This window comes from Myxococcus sp. SDU36, assembly GCF_030168875.1.
Classification (GTDB): domain Bacteria; phylum Myxococcota; class Myxococcia; order Myxococcales; family Myxococcaceae; genus Myxococcus; species Myxococcus vastator.
In genome coordinates this window covers 1141555-1157028 of record NZ_CP077414.1, presented here as the reverse complement: position 1 = coordinate 1157028, position 15474 = coordinate 1141555, and the positions used below count along the sequence as shown (strand labels likewise).

Annotated in this window: 12 protein-coding genes; 6 read left to right on the top strand and 6 right to left on the bottom strand. The window is 69.4% G+C overall.

Going from position 1 to position 15474, the window contains the following annotated elements:
- Positions 1-73: 73 nt before the first annotated feature.
- Positions 74-763 carry a response regulator transcription factor FruA gene (fruA, locus tag KGD87_RS04725; RefSeq protein WP_191265293.1) on the bottom strand — a complete coding sequence of 230 codons (690 nt, stop codon included), beginning with the start codon at positions 761-763 and terminating at the stop codon, positions 74-76.
- Between the two features lie 527 nt (positions 764-1290).
- Between fruA and KGD87_RS04720 the strand changes: the two genes are divergently transcribed.
- Positions 1291-2055, top strand: coding sequence for an RDD family protein (locus KGD87_RS04720; RefSeq protein ID WP_284666335.1), 765 nt, complete (start codon positions 1291-1293; stop codon positions 2053-2055).
- A gap of 1 nt (position 2056) precedes the next feature.
- Positions 2057-3049 carry a stage II sporulation protein M gene (locus KGD87_RS04715; protein WP_284666334.1) on the top strand — a complete coding sequence of 331 codons (993 nt, stop codon included), beginning with the start codon at positions 2057-2059 and terminating at the stop codon, positions 3047-3049.
- Here the strand turns inward: KGD87_RS04715 and KGD87_RS04710 are convergent.
- On the bottom strand, positions 2983-3492 hold the full coding sequence (locus tag KGD87_RS04710) for a J domain-containing protein (protein WP_284666333.1): 510 nt from the start codon (positions 3490-3492) through the stop codon (positions 2983-2985). The genes KGD87_RS04715 and KGD87_RS04710 overlap by 67 nt on opposite strands.
- 103 nt (positions 3493-3595) lie before the next feature.
- Between KGD87_RS04710 and KGD87_RS04705 the strand changes: the two genes are divergently transcribed.
- From KGD87_RS04705 to KGD87_RS04690, 4 genes are all read left to right on the top strand, one after another.
- Positions 3596-4117: a HEAT repeat domain-containing protein gene (locus KGD87_RS04705; protein ID WP_284666332.1), complete on the top strand. Its 522-nt coding sequence runs from the start codon at positions 3596-3598 to the stop codon at positions 4115-4117.
- Positions 4118-4219: 102 nt separating this feature from the next.
- Positions 4220-4747, top strand: a complete 528-nt coding sequence (locus tag KGD87_RS04700; RefSeq protein WP_163787238.1) for a DivIVA domain-containing protein — start codon at positions 4220-4222, stop codon at positions 4745-4747.
- Between the two features lie 77 nt (positions 4748-4824).
- Complete coding sequence (locus KGD87_RS04695) at positions 4825-6024, top strand: peptidase MA family metallohydrolase (RefSeq protein WP_284666331.1); 1200 nt, start codon at positions 4825-4827, stop codon at positions 6022-6024.
- A gap of 163 nt (positions 6025-6187) precedes the next feature.
- Positions 6188-6730 (top strand): hypothetical protein, encoded by a 543-nt coding sequence (locus KGD87_RS04690; RefSeq protein WP_284666330.1) that lies wholly within the window; start codon positions 6188-6190, stop codon positions 6728-6730.
- A 331-nt stretch (positions 6731-7061) separates the two neighbouring features.
- Here the strand turns inward: KGD87_RS04690 and polA are convergent, their stop codons facing one another.
- The 4 genes from polA to KGD87_RS04670 all read right to left on the bottom strand — a co-directional run bounded on the left by polA (position 7062) and on the right by KGD87_RS04670 (position 15474).
- Positions 7062-9788: a DNA polymerase I gene (polA, locus tag KGD87_RS04685; RefSeq protein WP_284666329.1), complete on the bottom strand. Its 2727-nt coding sequence runs from the start codon at positions 9786-9788 to the stop codon at positions 7062-7064.
- Between the two features lie 45 nt (positions 9789-9833).
- Positions 9834-12071, bottom strand: coding sequence for an FHA domain-containing protein (locus KGD87_RS04680; RefSeq protein ID WP_284666328.1), 2238 nt, complete (start codon positions 12069-12071; stop codon positions 9834-9836).
- An 8-nt stretch (positions 12072-12079) separates the two neighbouring features.
- Positions 12080-13861, bottom strand: coding sequence for a TadA family conjugal transfer-associated ATPase (locus KGD87_RS04675; protein ID WP_176410659.1), 1782 nt, complete (start codon positions 13859-13861; stop codon positions 12080-12082).
- 164 nt (positions 13862-14025) lie between these two features.
- On the bottom strand, positions 14026-15474 hold the full coding sequence (locus KGD87_RS04670; protein ID WP_163785805.1) for a type II and III secretion system protein family protein: 1449 nt from the start codon (positions 15472-15474) through the stop codon (positions 14026-14028).

Below are 15474 nucleotides of genomic sequence, written 5' to 3'. Positions count from 1 at the left end.
ACGCCCCTCGCGAACCCTGGCAACGGCGCCAGGGTCCGGGGGGCGTGCTGCATGCGCGGAACGACCGCGACGCCTAGAGGTCCGGCGGCGGCCGGACGCCCAGGTGGCACGCCCTCAGCGCCAGCTGCGTGCGGTTCTCCGCGCCCAGCTTCCGGTAGAGCTGCGTGACGTGGGACTTCACGGTGCGCTCGGCGATCTGCAGGTGCGCGGCGATCTTCAGGTTGTCCGCGCCGCCCGCGACATACGCCAGAACCTCGCGCTCCCGCTGCGTGAGCGCCAGCAGCACGCTCGCGGTGGGTGACGTCACCGGTGGATGCTCGAAGTCGTTCCTCAGGAGCTGCACCGGGAACAGCCGCTCGCCTCGGACCAGGGAGTTGATGGCGGACGCCACCGCCGTCGTGCCCAGGCCCGCGCGGAACAGGTAGCCGGAGGCACCCTCGTCGAAGCACTGCGAGATGATTTCCGGTGAGCTCACCGCGGAGAGCAGCAGCATCCTCACCTCCAGCCGGCGCTTGCGCGCCTCCCGCAGGAGATTGATGCCTTCCGTGACGGAGCAGCCCACGGCTGCCTCGCTGTCACCCTCCACGTCCATCACCGCGACCTGCGGCGGGTCTGTCCCCAGGCTGTCGAGGAACAGGCGCACGTCTCTCGTCACCGAGGAGATCTGCACGCCTTCACCACGGAGCCCGTCGGCCAGGCCCTGCCAGGCCGCCCACGGTCCTTCGAGAATTGATACACGAATCGCTGCTTGATTGGTTGCCATGCGAAGGCCCCCCAGCCGTCATGGCGAAAACTGCATGAACAGACAACTGACCACAGCCGGCTCCGGTACCATCTGGGCCAGTGGGTTGCATGACAGGGAAGAACGAGCGTGTCCGCTGAGCCACTCCGGAGTCGACCTACCGATGTACGACTCGACTCCTGACTGTTTTTGACTTTCAGCTACTCCTGACGTCCCTGCGGGCCGCACCTCCTTCGGCCCAGGTTCATGGTCCAACGCGGAAACCCTATCACTGGGGAAGCGCAGACGCGAACCAGCCCTGACGGGAGTGTCCAGTGTGCATGAATCAGAGCCCGTTACAGGGGTTTCATCCGTTGGTTCGTCATCGCTGTCCGGCGCCGGACACGCCCTGGCGTCCACAAGTCGATGAAAGCCCCCTCCCGCACGGCGCGGACTGTCGACCGTGACACACGCGCCTGGGACCTGAAAGTCCCGCAAGTCCAAGCAGAAAAGAGGGTGCGACATGGGAGGCGTGGAAGGAAGGCAGACGTGTATGCTGCCGACCCCGCATGCGCTCCACTCCGACTCCCCATCTCGACGTCGCCACCCCCGAGCGCGTCGCGCTCACGCTCCCCGTCGCGGGCATTGGCTACCGGTGCCTCGCGTGGCTGGTGGACGCGAGCCTGCTGTTCTTCTTCTGGCTGGTGGCCTACTTCGTCTTCACGCTGCTGGTGTCGGACGTGCTGGGCGTCTTCCAGGCGCTGTCGGGCGTGGGGCAGACGTTGCTGGTGGTGGGCGTCTTCGCCACGCAGTGGCTGTACTGGACGGTGAGCGAAGTACTCTTCCACGGTCAGACGCCAGGCAAGCGGGTGCTGGGCATCCGGGTGGTGCGCATGGACGGCTCGCCCGTGGGCGTCTACGAGAGCGCGGTGCGCAACCTCTGCCGCGCGGTGGACTTCCTGCCCATGCTGTACGCCGCCGCCTGCGTCAGCATGCTCCTCACCCGCCAGCACCGCCGCCTGGGAGACCTGCTGGCCGGCACGCTGCTGGTGCGCGAGGAGCGCATCGACCTGGACAAGTACACCGCCGCTCCGGCCACGTCCGCGCCACTGCCACAGGCCGCGGGCGCAAGGCCCCTGTCGCCGGAGGACGTGGAGCTGGTGCTGTCCTTCCTGTCGCGCGCGCCCGGGTTGGCGCCGGAGGTGCGGCAGCGGCTGGGCACGCGGCTGGTGGAGCGCGTGGGGCCCGAGGACGCGGAGGCGCGCGCGGCGGTGCTGGCGTCCGCGGAGCGCACCGAGGCCTTCCTGCGCGCCCGCGTCCAGGGGGAGCGCTGACATGGCCACGCCCCTGCCCACCTACGTGGCCCAACGCCGCGCGGACTGGGATGCGCTCCAGGCCCTGCTGGCGAAGCAGCGCTCCGGCACGCTGAAGCTGGGCGAGCTGCGCACGCTGGACACGCTGTACCGCCGCGCGTCCGCCGACCTGGCGCACGCGCAGACGTTCTACGCCGGCACGGACGTCCACCGCTTCCTCAACCAGCTGTGTGGCCAGGCCTACGCGTCCATCTACCAGCCGCCGCGCGAGCGCTGGCCCGCGGTGCGGGACTTCTTCCGCCGCGAGTTCCCCGCCACCTTTCGCCGCGAGCGCGGCTTCGTGGGCGCCAGCGCCGTGGTGTTCCTCCTGGGCATCCTGCTGGGCGCCCTGGTGGTGCTGTGGGAGCCCCGGGGCGCCGAGCTGCTGGTGCCCTCCGGCGTGCGCCACTACGTGGCCCAGGGCCGCATGTGGACGGATGACATCCTGTCGGTGGCGCCGCCCAACTCGGTGGCGTCCGGCATCGCCACCAACAACCTCACCGTCACCATTGTCACCTTCGCCCTGGGCATCACCGGCGGCCTGGGCACGCTGTTCCTGCTGGTGAACAACGGGGTGCATATCGGCGCCATCAGCGCGCTGTGCGCCCGCGAGGGCATGCTGGGCGGCCTGCTGGACTTCATCGCCGCGCATGGCCCGGTGGAGCTGTCCATCCTGGTCATCGCCGGCGGGGCGGGATTGATGGTGGGCCAGGCGCTCATCGACCCGGGGGAGCTGCCCCGGGGACAGGCGCTGGCGGTGCGCGGGCGGGAAGCGGTGAAGCTGGTGCTGGGCTGCGCGCCCTTCCTCGCCCTCATCGGCGTGGTGGAGGGCTACGTCTCCCCAGGGGATTTGTTCCCCACCTGGCTGAAGGCGGGGCTGGGCCTGCTCCTGGGGGCGCTCTTCTGGGCCTACCTGCTGCGCGCGGGGAGGACGGTCGCCGAGGCCACGGGCGTGCCGGCCGACAGCGCCTCCTGACGCTTGCGCTGGCGGTGACGGAGGATGCGCTCATAGGCCGCGTTCAGCTCGCGCATCTTCTCCGGGGAGCCGCCGCGGTCCGGGTGCTGCTCCATGGCCAGCGCGTGGTAGCGCGCGCGGACCGTGTCGGCCGAGTCCAGCGGCGAGACCCCCAGCAGCCGGTAGGGGTCCTGCTCTTCCAGCGCGGACAGCCACTTGTCCAGCCGGTCCTTGACCTCGATGAACTGCTCGTCCTGAGCGCCGCTGTCCTTCACCGGGTGCGTGCGCACCTTCGCGTCCGCCCGGAAGACGTCGGAGTACACGCTGGACACCCAGCGGTGGCACCCGGAGCACCGGAAGTAGCGGACCCGGGTCCCCGGTTGCTGGGTCATCCGGATGCCGCAGTGGGTGCACTCCACATCGACGTTTTCCAGTGTCTGCCAGTTCGCTGCCGCCGCGTTCATCGAACCTTGCTCCCGTTTGCAACACGCATGTAGCAGGGGGGAAGCTCCCACGATGGGAGATCGCGTCAAGAAAATCACTCCGCCCCGGGTTAGAAGGGCGTCCATGCGTCCCCTGCTTCTCGCTGGCCTGCTCCTCGCCACCGCCGCCCGCGCCCAGGCCCCGGCGGCCCCCTCGGGGCCGGCGCCCACGCCCCCGGCGGAGGCCGCCCCGGCGCCCGCGACGGACGACGCCGCCCTCCTGCGAGGCCTGCTGGGGGCGGTGCGGCCGGCGCCGGCGGAGATTCGCGCCATCGCCATTGAAGACCTGGCGCTGCTGGGGGACGCCCGCGCCCTGGATGCGCTGGCCACGCTCTTGTGGGACCCCAACCCTCGCATCCAACAGGCGGCGCTGCGGGCCGTCACGCTGTTCCAGCACCCCCGGGCGGAGGAGCTCCTCGCCAACGTGGTGCGCCACCCCCGGCTGCCGGACGCGCTGAAAATCCAGGCGCTCAACGGGCTCGTCTTCCAGCGCACGCCCACCGCGCGCCGGGCCGTCCAGGACGCCGCCGTGGACTCGCGGCTCTCCGCGGGGGTGCAGAACGCCGCGCGCACCGTCGTGTCCCAGTGGGACGCGCCGCGCCGCTGACGCCCGCCCGCCGGGCAGCCATGCGGCCCCCCGCCAGCGCCGGCGCCCAGGTCAAGGGCCGATTCCTGGAGATGTGACGCCCCTGGGCTACACTGCGGCGTCATGAAAATCACTCCGCTCGACATCCGGCAGAAGCGGTTCGAAACGGCCCTGCGCGGCTTCTCTCGCCGTGAGGTGGAGGCCTACCTCGAGCTCATCGCCGGTGAATTCGAGGAGGTGGTGAAGGAGAACATCGCGCTCAAGGAGGAAGTGAAGCGCACCCAGTTCAAGGTGGAGCAACACCAGGAACGGGAGCGCACCCTCCAGGAGACCATGGTCACCGCCCAGCGCATCAGCGAGGACCTGAAGGACGCCGCGAAGAAGGAGGCGGAGATCATCATCGCGGACGCCGAGCACCAGGCGGAGAAGATCGTCCACGGCGCCCACCAGCGGCTGGTGCAGGTGGTGGAGGACATCAACGAGCTGAAGCGCCAGCGCACCCAGTTCGAGTCGCAGGTCCGCTCCGTGTTGGAGGCCCACCAGAAGCTGCTGGAGACCTTCAAGAGCCCCACCTTCGCGGACCGCGACTACGCGCGCGTCGAGGACAACGTGGCCTATCTGTCCCAGAAGAAGGCCAACGGCGACTCCTGACGCGCCGCGCCGCGCGGTGAGGTTGCTGCAACCGGGGGCGAGGCTGTTATGTCAGTGGGAACGTGAGGCCGCCGCACATGCGCCACCTGCCTGTCCTGCTCCTGCTGCTCGCCGCCTCCGGGGCCTGGGCCCAGGAGCCGGGCGGCCCTCATGGCACCCACGCCCATGACGTGGTGAATGACGCCGCGCTGGTGCCCCGGACACGGCCGCCCCAGGTCAGCGGGGAGGTGACGACGGAGCGCTTCCGCATCCTCCACACCGCCGCCGCCACCGCGGCCGCGCACGAGCTGTCCCGGCAGATTGAAGGCGTGCGGGACAGGTTCGGCACCATCCTCGGCAAGGACTGGCCGGGCGTCACCGAGATTCGCCTGGGCGTGGGCCGCACGGAGTTCGAGGCCCTGGCGCTGCCCGGAGGAAAGCCCCCGGGCTGGGCCGTGGCGCTGGCCTACCCCGCCCACCAGATCATCCTGCTGGACGCGCGCAGCCTCCACGAGCCGGAGGGCCAGCAGACGCTCCGGCACGAGCTGGCGCACGTGGCCCTGGGACAGCTGGCCCCGTCGTGGCCCCGCTGGTTCCAGGAAGGCGTCGCGCAGTACGTCACCGGGGAGCGCTACTCCCTGACGCACTACTCCGCCCTCTTCCGGGCCGTCACCCAGGAGCGCGTCTTCCACTTCGAGCACCTCGACCGGGCCTGGCCGGACGTCCCGTCGGACGTGGAGATCGCCTACGCGCAGAGCGCCGCCTTCGTCGCCCACCTGTCGGCGAAGTTCGGCCCCCAGGCCATGGCCGCGCTGGTGGACGGCGTGGCGCGCGGTGAGCCCTTCGAGACGGCCTTCGGCAAGGCCTTCCGCACCTCGCTGCTGGTGGAGGAGACGGACTGGCGTGAAGGCCTGGCCGCGCGCTACGGCTGGCTCCCGCTCACCACCAGCTCCACGCTCGTCTGGCTGGGCGCGTCCTTCCTCTGCGTGGCCGCCTATGCCCGCCGCCGCCAGCAGCGTGCCGCGAAGCTGGCGGAGATGGCCGCCCAGGATGCCGCGGAGGACGCCGCGCTGCGCCTGCTGGCCGCCCAGGCCGCGCAGGCCCAGGCCCAGGGCACCGCCGTGAGCGCCGGGGACTCCACCTGGCCGGACTGGCCCGCGGGCTCGCAGGGCACGCAAGCCCACCTGGAGGCCCAGGACGGCGAGGCGCCCGCGGACAGCGCCGTCAGCGACCTCCCGGGTGAGCTGGACGACGAGGACGGCCCCCATGGCCGGCCGCCGAAGCCCACCCTCCACTGAGCGCCGCCCGCTCCGTCCTGCCAGGGCTACAGGGCGGGGGCTGTAGTTTCTACCGGTGTCCTGCTCCGCTGCCTACCCCTCCCTTCAAGGCAAACAGCTGATTTCACTGGGAATACATATCCCAGGGGCGTTGGCCGATGGATTGCTTTGGCCTCCGTACGCGATGCGGAAGGCACTGGACATGAGCGAGCGTGGACGTAAGGCAGCCGTGCTGGCGCGGTTCTTCCGTCAGCAGCCGGATCGAGTCTCCGCGCTGTGGCGGCGGATGGTGCTGGCGGCGCCCGATTCGGACGCGTCGCAGGGCGCGCCCACCCAGCTGGACAACCTGGTGGAGCCCTTCATCCGCGAGCTGGGCCGGACGCTGGCGGGCGAGGAGTCCAGCCCCTGGAGCCGCACGCGCGCGGTGCTGCGCTTGTCGGCGCACCGGAGCGCCCGCTCGCTCTATGACGAATTCGCGGCGCTGCGGCGCTGCCTGGTGGATGCCTCCGAGGTGCTCGGTGGCGGGGATTGGGAGCGCGAGCGCATCAACCGCGCCGTGGACGAAGCGGTGGACTCCGCGGTGGCGCTCCTCCAACGGATGAAGGACCCGCGAGCCGATGGCCCGCGGGTGCCCTTCGGTGGGCTGGTCGTCGAATATTTCGAGCGTCCTTCCCGGACGCGGCGCGTGTCTCCGGACACGGGAGATGGACGTACAGCAATGCACTGAGGGCGTGTAGGGGTTGGCCGGCCCGTTCGACTTGACGTGCCCGGAAGACGGGCGCGTCCGAGACCGGCGGGAGGGAGTGTGCCTGGGTGGGGGCCCATGGCGCGCTTTGTGGGAAGGCGTGCTCCCGCTGGGGAGTGGTGAGCGCGCACCGCGAGCCGCTGGCAAGACGCGTGGATGGGGGTCCACGCGACTCGCCGGTCGGACGGGTCGGCGTATTTGTCGCAGGGAGTGCAGCAGCGGCTGTGGGGGCCGTGGGTGGAGCATGCGGGAGGGGCGCCTACGGGGGTGGGCGCTCCTCCCGTGTCTTTTTTCGCGCCGCCCTGCCCGCGTCTCAGTGCGCGTCCGCCCAACTGCGCCCCGCGCCCACGTCCACCTTGAGCGGCACCTTCAGCTCGGCCACCGAGGACATGGCCTTCACCGCCAGCGCCTTCACCTGCTCCACCTCCGCGTCGGGCGCCTCGAAAAGGAGCTCGTCGTGGACCTGCAGCAGCATCCGCGTGCGCAGCTTCTGGGCCGTCAACGCCGCGTCCACCGCCAGCATGGCCTTCTTGATGAGGTCCGCGGCGGTGCCCTGGATGGGCATGTTGATGGCGGCGCGCTCGGCGGCCTGCGCCACGCCGCGATTCTTCGAGTTCAGGTCCGCCATGTAGCGGCGGCGGCCGTAGAGCGTCTCCACGTAGCCCGTCTTGCGCGCGCGCTCCACCGTCTCTTCCAGGTAGCGCTTGATGCCCGCGTAGCGCGTGAAATAGCGCTCGATGATGTCGCGGGCCACGTCCTGGGCGATGCCGAGCCGCGCGGCCAGGCCGTGCGGTGACAGGCCGTAGGCGATGCCGAAGTTCACCATCTTCGCGACGCGCCGCTGCTCGCGGTCCACCTGCTCCCTGGCCACGCCGAACACCTCCGCCGCGGTGCGGGTGTGGATGTCCTCGTCATGGAGGAAGGCCTCGATGAGCACCGCGTCTTGCGCGATGTGCGCCAGCAGCCGCAGCTCCACCTGGCTGTAGTCCGCGCTCACCAGTTGGTGGCCCTCCGCGGCCACGAAGGCGCGGCGAATCTCCCGGCCCAGCTCGGTGCGCACGGGGATGTTCTGGAGGTTCGGGTCGGTGGAGGACAGGCGCCCGGTGGCGGTGGCCGCCTGGTGGTAGGTGGTGTGGATGCGCCCGTCCGCCGCCACCAGCGTGGGCAGCGTGTCCAGGTAGGTGCTCTTCAGCTTGGACAGGCTGCGGTATTCGATGATGGCGCCCGGCAGCGGGTGCTCCTCGGACAGCTTCTCCAGCACCTCCTGGTCCGCGGAGGGGCCCGTCTTGCCCTTCTTGATGATGGGCAGCTTCAGCTCGTTGAAGAGCACGTCGACCAGCTGCGGGTTGGAGCCGATGTTGAACTCGCGGCCCGCGTGCCGGTAGACCTCCTTCACCTGCGCCTCGACGGCGGCGTCCACCTTCACGGAGGTGCGAGACAGCTCGGAGGTGTCCAGCAGCACGCCCCGGCGCTCCATCTGCGCCAGCAGCGGCAGCAGCGGCAGCTCCATGTCCCGGGCCAGCTCCGCCAGCTTCGCCGCCTCCAGCTCCTTCCACAGCTCGGGGGCCAGCCGGCGCGCGGCCTCGGCGCGGATGGCGAAGCCGGTGGCCACCTCCTCCACCGTGTGGTCCGCCAGCGCGCGGTCCTTCTTCCCGCGCTTGCCCTCCGCGGCGGGCGGCAGGAGCGGAAGCTCCGTGTTCAGCCGCTCGCGCGACAGGTCCACCAGCGCGTGCTCGCGGCGGGACGGGTTGAGCAGGTAGCTGAGCAGCTCCACGTCGTCATGCGCGCCGTGCAGGGTGATGCCGTCGTTGGCCAGCGTCAGGCTGAGCGCCTTGAGGTCGTGCCCGCCCTTCTTCACCGCCGCGTCCTCCAGCACCTCGCGGAAGGCCGCGGTGAAGGCCTCCGGGCGCACCTGGGTGACGCCGAGCTGCGCGTGCCGCAGCGGCACATACGCCGTCTGTCCGTCCGGCAGCGCCACGCCCAGGCCCACCAGCTTCGCGGCGAAGGGCGAGCCCTCATAGGCGGGAATCAGGGTGACGGCGCCCGCTTCACGCACGGCGCCGGCCAACCAGGTGAGCGCCGCGTCCTCGCCCACCAGTCGCGGCGTCACCGTCAGCGGCGCGGGCTTCTCCTTCGCTTCCTCGGGCGCCCCGGCGACACCGTCCTGCTGGGGCAGTTCCTTGAGGAGGGCGAAGAACTCCAGCTCGGTGAACAGCTCGCGCGAGCGCTGCGCGTCCACCGGCCGGCGGGCCAGGTCCGCCATGCGCACGTCCAGGGCCAGGTCCGTCTTGAAGGTGACGAGCACCTTGGCGCGCAGGAGGCTCTCTCGGTGCGAGGCGATGTTCTCCCGAATCTTCGGCTTCTTCACCTCGTCCAGGCGCGAGAGCAGCGTCTCCACGTCACCGAACTGCTGGATGAGCTCGGTGGCCGTCTTCGGGCCGATGCCCGGCACCTTGGGGACGTTGTCCACCGCGTCGCCGATGAGGGCCAGGTAGTCCCGCATCTGCCCCGGCTCGATGCCCAGCCGCGCCTTCACGTCCGCCGGCAGCGTGTGCACGTCCTTCATCGGGTCATACAGGCGCACGTCGTCGTCGACAATCTGCACGAAGTCCTTGTCGCCGGTGACGACCTGGACGCAGAAGCCCTCCTCCTTCGCCTTCACGGCCAGGGTGCCGATGACGTCGTCGGCTTCCCAGCCGGCCACCTCCAGCACGGGCACGTTGATGGCTTCCACCACGCGGCGGATGAGGGCGAACTGAGGAACGAGGTCCTCCGGGGGCCCCTCGCGGTTCGCCTTGTAGGAGGGATCAATCTTCTGGCGCTCGGTGCGGCTCTCCTTGTCGAAGGCGAGCGCCACGTGCGTGGGCTTCAGCTCGCGCAGGGCCTTGAGCACCATGCGCGTGAAGCCCAGCACCGCGTTGGTCTGCACGCCCTTGCTCGTCGTGAGCGGGGGGATGGCGTGGTAGGCGCGGAAGATGAAGCCGGACGCGTCGATGAGGACCAGGGTGGGCGCGGGGCGCGAAGGGCTGGTGTCGGCCATGCCCCCGTGCCTAGCGCGCCCGCCCGGCCCTGTCCACGGCGCGTGCTACTTGCAGCCCAGCTCCGCCTGCTTCGCGATGACCATCTCCTCCACGCCGTCGCCCTTGACGGCGTAGTCCAGCGCCACCGCCATGTCGCCGCAGCCCTCCGCGGCACGGAAGGACTCCAGGGCCCGCGAGGAGCAGAAGGCCGCGGCCTTGTTCAGGTTCGGATTGCCCGCGTAGAAGCTGAAGCCCAGCTTCCACACGCGGCAGGCGCGGCGGCGGTCCTCGCGGTCGGCCCATTGCTTGCCGCGCAGGTACGACTTCTCCGCGATGTCCTGGAGGATGTTGCGCCGGTAGAAGGACGGCTTGGACTCGGCCAGCTCCATCATCACCGCCTTGTCCATGGCCAGCGCCTCGCGGAAGGGCTCCGCGGCCTTCTCCGGGTCCTCGGCGGCCAGGAAGCTCTGGCCCGCCTTGAAGAGCTGATCCACGGTGGACATGACCTTCATCATCTCGTCCGCCTCGGCGTGGTACTGCGCGGCCTCGTAGTTGGCGCGCAACTTCTGCATGGTGGCCAGCGCCTCGCTGCCCCGGCCACCCCAGTAGTCCAGGAGCGCGGCCTGCATCAGCTTGTTGGGGAAGCGCTTCTTCGCCGCCTCCATGACGAAGGTGCGCGGGTCCACGACCCGCTCGTCTCCGGCCAGCACCTCCGCCACCGGGCACTGCCAGGGCGCCGCGTTGGCATCCATCTTCTCGCGCGCGATGAGGAACTTCACGAACAGGGGATCCTTGGGCCGCCACTCGTCGCGGCGCAGCCGGCCCAGCAGCTTCAGCGTGAAGCCCAGCGGCGGCTGCAGATCCTCGCGCGTCTTCGACTGGCACCACACCGACATGTACACCTCGCACCGAGACACGGCGGCGCTCCACTGCGAGTTGCCCAGGTACCGCTTGCAGTCATCCAGCGCGCGCTTCGTCACCGACTCGGCGGCCTCGCGGGCCTTGGAGCGGGCGCGGCGGAAGTACTCGCTCTCCTTCTGGATCTTCCGGAACGACTCCAGGGCCTCTTCCGGCTTGAGGCGCTGCAAGAGCCGCTCGCCCTGCGAGTAGTGCTCGAAGGCTTCCTGCTCCAGCTTGATGCGCCGGATGAGCGTGTTCGCTTCCGCGTGGATGGGGTCCAGGTCCAGCGCCTGGGTGCAGATCTCGTTGGCCTTCTCCCAGTTGGGGGCGCCCAGCTCGCTGGACGCGTAGGAGCGGCACTCGCTCAGCAGCTCCTGGATTTTCTGCGCCGGATCCATCTGCGCGCCCGCGCCCGGCCCCTGAACATCCACCGGCGTGGGGTTCAGGATGGACGACACCATGCCCACCATCAGCAGCACGCCCACCAACCCCGCAGCCACCATGATGAGCTTCTTGCGTTTGGCGGCGGGATCCTCGTCCGCGCCCCCTCGCGCCGCGCCCGCCGCGCCCGCCGCGCCCCGGCGCACGGGCGCCGCGGACGGTTCGGGCTCGAAGGACATCTCCACCACGCCGAACTGGAGCTGATCCCCCGGCTCGAGCGGTACCGGCGTCTGGTCCAACGGCTCGCCGTTGAGCAGCGTCCCGTTGGCGCTGCCCAGGTCCCGCACCGTCACGCCCGCGCTGGTCGCTTCCAGCTCCGCGTGGCGGCGACTCACCGAGTCGTCATCCAGCATGATGCCGGCGGGCGGCTGCCGCCCCACGAGCACCTTGCCCTTGAGCGGATACGTCTGGCCGGCCCACGGACCGACCATGCCGCGAAGCACCGGGCCCCCCGCCGGCGGCGGCCGGGCGCCGCCACCCGGGGCGGGACGTGCCGGACGCGCGGGCCGCTTCGCCAGCGCGGCACCGGGCGCACCCTTCGCCGCGCCCGGGCCCTTCTTGATGCTGGGCATGGCCCGGGTGGCGCGTGCACCGCCGCCCTCGCCGCCCACCGGCATGGCCTCATCGCCTCCCGCCGCGGGCTTCGCCGCGCGGCGGGAACCCGAGCCCCGCGCTGCGGCCGCCTTGAGCCGCAGCACGTAGTCCCCGAGGAGGACCTCCGACTGCGGCGTCAGGGCCGTGGGCGCCATGATGCGTTGGCCGTCCACGAACGTGCCGTTGGCGCTGCCCACGTCCTCGATGAAGACGGTGCCGCCTTCGTCGAAGACGCGCGCATGCGTCCGCGACACGCCCCCTTCGGTGATGAGGATGTCACTGCCCTGCTGGCGGCCAATCTTCAGCTCGCCCGCGATGGCGAATTCGTTCTCAGTGCCGTCAGGGTGACGGACGACCAGGGTGGCCATGGGGCGCGTCAGTCCTCGCGGAAGATGCTCATGTTGACGGGGATGCCCTTACGCTGCAGCTCGTCGTAGAACTTCGGCACGAAGCCCGAAGCGACGTAGCGGCCACGGACCTTGTGGTCCTCCGTGAAGCCATCCTGTTTGAAATAGAAGATGTCCTGGAGGGTCACGATGTCGACCTCCATGCCGGACACTTCCGTGATGTAGCAGATCTTCCGCGTCCCGTCGGAGAAGCGCGTCTGCTGCACGATCATGTGCACCGCGCTGGCGATCTGCTCACGGATGGCCTTCACCGGCAGGTCCATGCCGGACATGAGCACCATCGTCTCCAAGCGGGCGATGGCGTCCCGCGGCGTGTTCGCATGGAGCGTGGTGAGCGAACCGTCGTGGCCGGTGTTCATGGCCTGGAGCATGTCCAGCGTCTCACCGGAGCGGCACTCGCCCACGACGATGCGGTCGGGCCGCATGCGCAGGCAGTTCTTCACCAGCTCGCGGATGGTGATGGCGCCCTTGCCTTCCAGGTTGGGCGGCCGGCTCTCCAACTGCACCCAGTGGTCCTGCGGCAGCTGCAGCTCGGCGGCGTCCTCCACGGTGACGATGCGCTCCTCCTCCGGGATGAAGGAGCTGATGATGTTCAGCGTCGTCGTCTTCCCGGAGCCGGTGCCGCCGGAGATGACGATGTTGCGCCGGGCCTTCACGCACATCTCCAGGAACTCGGCCATCTGCGCCGTGACAGTCTTGTACTTGATGAGGTCCGAGATCTTCAGCGAGTCCTTCTTGAACTTGCGGATGGTGATGCAGGGCCCCTTCAGCGCCAGCGGCGGGATGATGGCGTTGACGCGGCTGCCGTCCTTGAGGCGCGCGTCCACCAGCGGGCTGGACTCGTCGATGCGGCGGCCGATGGGCGCCACGATGCGCTCGATGACGCCGAGCACCGCCTGGTTGGAGGAGAACGTCTTCTCCGACAGGGTCAGCTTGCCCTTGCGCTCGATGTAGATCTGGTTCGCGTGGTTCACCATGATCTCACTGATGTCATCCGAAGCGAGGAACGCCTCGAGGGGCCCGAGCCCCAGCGCCTCGTTGATGACGTCGGTGAGCAGCTCCTCGCGGTCCACGTCCTCCGGAAGCTCTCCGTCCGCCTCCATCTGGTCGATGATGTCGCGGATGGCCTTCTCGGTGCGGCGCCACAGCTCGTCGTCGCCGAGCCGGTCCATGTCCATGCGGCGCAGGTCGAGGTACTCGATGAGCCGGTCGTGGATCTCCTTCTGGAGCCGGGTGTAGCGCTCCTGGCGCGGGTCCACCTTGCGCTTGTTCTTCGCCAGGGCGGACGCCAGCGACGCCGGCATGCCCTTGGGCGCGGGCGCGGGCGGCGGCTCTTCTTCCTCCTCATAGGGCTCTTCTTCTTCGTAAGCCCCTTCCTCGTCCTCGTAGGGCTCCTCGCCCTGCTCGTCGTAGTACTCCTCTTCGGGCTGACCCGCCCGGGTCATCACCGGGCCGTCGTCCGCGAGCGCCTCGACGTTGAGGATGTAGTCGCCGATGTAGACCTGGTCGGTCGGCTTGAGAACCTGGGGCGCGGCAATCTTCTTGCCGTTCACGAACGTGCCATTCGTGGACTTCATGTCCACGATGATGAACTTCCCGTCCTTGGCAACGATTCGCGAGTGGTACTTGGAGACGTTGCCCTTCGCGAGGATGATGTCATTGCCCGGCAGACGGCCGATGGTGACTTCATTCTTGTGATACTCGCGCTGCTCGGTCCCGCCGCCCTTTTCCGCGAGGGTGATGAGAAACATGGGGACGGATGCTAGCAAGCCCCCCCCTCGTCCTCAAAGCGTGAGAACCGGGTTGCATGCTTGCCCGCAAGGCGACGGGCCGGCGACCGCCCCCGGAAGGGAAGTAGCCGGCCCGTGCCGTGGGCCTCCAAGGCCCGTCTCAGGCGGCGCCCGGGGCGCCCACCTCAGTCGAAGATGTTGAAGTTCACCTCGGACCGGGCCTGCTTGTAGCGGCTCTTCACGTCCTCGATGATGGTCCGGACCTTGTCGGAGTCCGGGTTGACGATGCGCGGGGTGACGAAGATGACCAGCTCGCGCTTGGTGGAGTCGAAGCCGCGGCTCTTGAAGAGCTCACCGATAATCGGGATGTGACCCAGGCCGGGGAGCTTCGACACGGACTTCTGCTCGTCGTGGCTGAACACGCCGGACAGGACGATGGTCTCCCCGTGGCGCACGGTGACGTTCGTCTTCACCTTGCGCGTCCGGAAGCCGGGGATGGAGGCCGAACCACCGAAGGACACCGCCACGGAGGTGTCGATTTCGGAGGCCTCCGCTTCAATCTCCGTCTGGATGTTGCCGTTGCGGTCCGCGGTGGGGCGCAGGTTCAGGATGACGCCGTACTTCTTGAACTCCACCGTGAACTGGTTGTTCGTGATGAGCGGGATGGGGACCTCGCCGCCGGCGAGGAACTCCGCCTTCTCACCGCTGGCGCACACCAGCTTGGGCTGCGCGAGCAGGCGGCCGTAACCGTCGTTGCCCTGGAAGCCGAAGGAGAAGTCCGCGCCCGCGTTGAGCGCGAGCGTCGAAACGCCCGAGCCGAAGGTGCCCGGGAAGAGCTCCTGGGAGATGTTGGCGATGGCCGTCGCCGTACCGGTGATGTCGGTCGGGTAGCGGATGCCGTACCGGTCGCGGCTGTTGCGGCGGATCTCGACGAACTGGACCTCGGAGAGGATCATCCGCTTGATGCCGACGACGAGGAGGTTCTCCACCTTCTCACCAATGGCCTTGGTGATGAGCTCCGCCTTCTGGAGGTCCTGCTGGCTCTCCACGGAGCCCTCCAGGAAGATGGTGGCGCCCACCACGTTGGCCTGGACGTTCTTCAGGCCCGCCTTCTGGAAGGCCGCGTTGAGGTTCTGGGCCACCAGCTTCTTGGCGTTGGGGGCGATCTTCACGAACGACTTCACGTTCGGGTAGAGGCCCACCACCTGCTCGATGCGGTCGGCGTCCTGCGTGGTGTAGGCCTGACCGTCCAGGTAGATGCGATCACCCACCATGCGGACGGAGACGCCTTCAATCTCCCCCAGCAGGCGCCGGATCTCGGAGATGACCTCGTTGGGGTCCTGCTTGCGCACCGCCACCAGGTAGCTCACGCGCTGGCCCGAGGACTTCCAGACGAGCAGCGTCGTCTTGCCTTCCGCCTGACCGGTGATGAGCAGCTGGCCGGAGCCGAGCGTCTTCACCTCGGCGACGCTCGGATCACCGAGCGCCACGCGGCTGAGGCCCGGAATGGTGATCACCTTCTGGGAACCCACGCCGAGGCTGACGGTGGTGCCATCCTGCGCCAGGGCGCTGCCGCCCGCCACCAGTGCGATGAGGGCGCCTAGCGCCGCGGCATGCGTGATGCGTGTGAACAT

Bases quoted from the DNA above. Each gene is read 5' to 3' on its own strand.
- KGD87_RS04710 (WP_284666333.1), bottom strand. From the start codon at position 3,492: ATGAACGCGGCGGCAGCGAACTGGCAGACACTGGAAAACGTCGATGTG.
- KGD87_RS04690 (WP_284666330.1), top strand. From the start codon at position 6,188: ATGCGGAAGGCACTGGACATGAGCGAGCGTGGACGTAAGGCAGCCGTG.
- KGD87_RS04720 (WP_284666335.1), top strand. From the start codon at position 1,291: ATGCGCTCCACTCCGACTCCCCATCTCGACGTCGCCACCCCCGAGCGC.
- fruA (WP_191265293.1), bottom strand. From the start codon at position 763: ATGGCAACCAATCAAGCAGCGATTCGTGTATCAATTCTCGAAGGACCG.
- KGD87_RS04700 (WP_163787238.1), top strand. From the start codon at position 4,220: ATGAAAATCACTCCGCTCGACATCCGGCAGAAGCGGTTCGAAACGGCC.
- KGD87_RS04680 (WP_284666328.1), bottom strand. From the start codon at position 12,071: ATGGCCACCCTGGTCGTCCGTCACCCTGACGGCACTGAGAACGAATTC.
- KGD87_RS04705 (WP_284666332.1), top strand. From the start codon at position 3,596: ATGCGTCCCCTGCTTCTCGCTGGCCTGCTCCTCGCCACCGCCGCCCGC.
- KGD87_RS04675 (WP_176410659.1), bottom strand. From the start codon at position 13,861: ATGTTTCTCATCACCCTCGCGGAAAAGGGCGGCGGGACCGAGCAGCGC.
- polA (WP_284666329.1), bottom strand. From the start codon at position 9,788: ATGGCCGACACCAGCCCTTCGCGCCCCGCGCCCACCCTGGTCCTCATC.
- KGD87_RS04670 (WP_163785805.1), bottom strand. From the start codon at position 15,474: ATGTTCACACGCATCACGCATGCCGCGGCGCTAGGCGCCCTCATCGCA.
- KGD87_RS04715 (WP_284666334.1), top strand. From the start codon at position 2,057: ATGGCCACGCCCCTGCCCACCTACGTGGCCCAACGCCGCGCGGACTGG.
- KGD87_RS04695 (WP_284666331.1), top strand. From the start codon at position 4,825: ATGCGCCACCTGCCTGTCCTGCTCCTGCTGCTCGCCGCCTCCGGGGCC.